This window comes from Haloparvum sedimenti, assembly GCF_001462205.1.
Classification (GTDB): Archaea; Halobacteriota; Halobacteria; order Halobacteriales; family Haloferacaceae; genus Haloparvum; species Haloparvum sedimenti.
Genome location: NZ_LKIR01000051.1, coordinates 1 through 1,180 on the forward strand (window position 1 = coordinate 1; position 1,180 = coordinate 1,180).

Annotated in this window: 1 protein-coding gene; it reads right to left on the bottom strand. The window is 65.8% G+C overall.

Annotated elements, in window-relative coordinates:
* Positions 1 to 291: 291 nt before the first annotated feature.
* On the bottom strand, positions 292 to 756 hold the full coding sequence (locus tag AN233_RS03075) for a hypothetical protein (protein WP_058365392.1): 465 nt from the start codon (positions 754 to 756) through the stop codon (positions 292 to 294).
* Positions 757 to 1,180 lie beyond the last annotated feature (424 nt).

Here is a 1,180-nt window from a genome sequence, read left to right on the forward strand (position 1 = left end):
CGGCACTCGTAGAGCTTCTCGACGTACTTCATGCCGCCACCTCCGCGGTCGCGGCTCCGCGTCCGGGCGTCGCTTCACGCGGCAGCGCGCGCGCCGTCTCCAAGTTCGCACGCACACCGGCGTCGCGCACATGAGGGCGCCGTTTCGGATGCCCCCCCGTGTGTGTAATAACGGCCGGGTGAATCGCGGTAGAAGTCTCAGTAAGATGGTTCGCGGCCGTCTTAGCAGTATTACGTTTCCGGGGCGTTGTGTTACAACTCCAGTTCCACCCGAAGCACACGAAACGGGGGTTCATCGGCTACCCCCGTCCGTCGCGACCGGCTGATCGATCGAGACCGGGAGCTCCGTCTGTGCGTCGGCGCCGTCGACGGAGAACCACCACGGCGGCGAGAGGTAGGTCCGACCGGTGTCGAGGTTCGTGACCGCGAGCTGGTCGCGGCACCAGCGCCACCACAGCACGGCGACGTGCGCGCACCAGCCGCGGTAGCTCCAGCCGTCGCACTCGCACTCAGCGACGAGGTCGCCGCCGTAGAGCGCGAACAGCACGCGGTGGTGGGTGATGTCGTCGCGGTCGTCGCAGTAGCCGAGCAGCACGTCGAACTCCGCAGGGTTCGACGGCGAGATCTCCGACGGCGCCGCCTGCGCTCGGTGCCAGCTCGTCGACGTTGTCCACCCGCTCGGGAAGCGGAGCGTCTCCGGCTCGCCGAGACGGTTCGCGATCTGCTCGCGCTGCTGGTCGACGGCCGTCTCAGGCATCGTTACCTCCGCAGTTCGGACAGACGCGGTGCGGGATGCCGCCTCTCGTCGTCTCGACGGTCATCCGCGACCCGCAGCGGCCGCAGAAACGGCCGCTCATGGACGACACACCCCCTCGTCGCGAGCCGGGCACTCGTCGTCCTCGTCCCTGATGTAGAAGCCGCAGAACTCACAGACTCCAAACACGTCCTCGTCTCTGGACGTGCTCATGCCGCACCCCCCGCGACGACAGTATCGCCGCTACGCAGGTAGGTTTTGGTTAAAAGTAAGTGGGTTGGGGCGGTTTTACCCACTTCCGGTACTCCCGTTTCGGTGTGGATCTCACTCATTCTGATCACTCTCGTCGAAATCCAGCTTGTTCAGGTGCTCCCGCCGACGGTGCTGGAACTCGTCGACTGCGTCTGCCTGATCGTAGTGCGCCTCG

Excerpts from the sequence above, each read along its gene's own strand:
- AN233_RS03075 (WP_058365392.1), bottom strand. The coding sequence starts at position 756 with ATGCCTGAGACGGCCGTCGACCAGCAGCGCGAGCAGATCGCGAACCGT.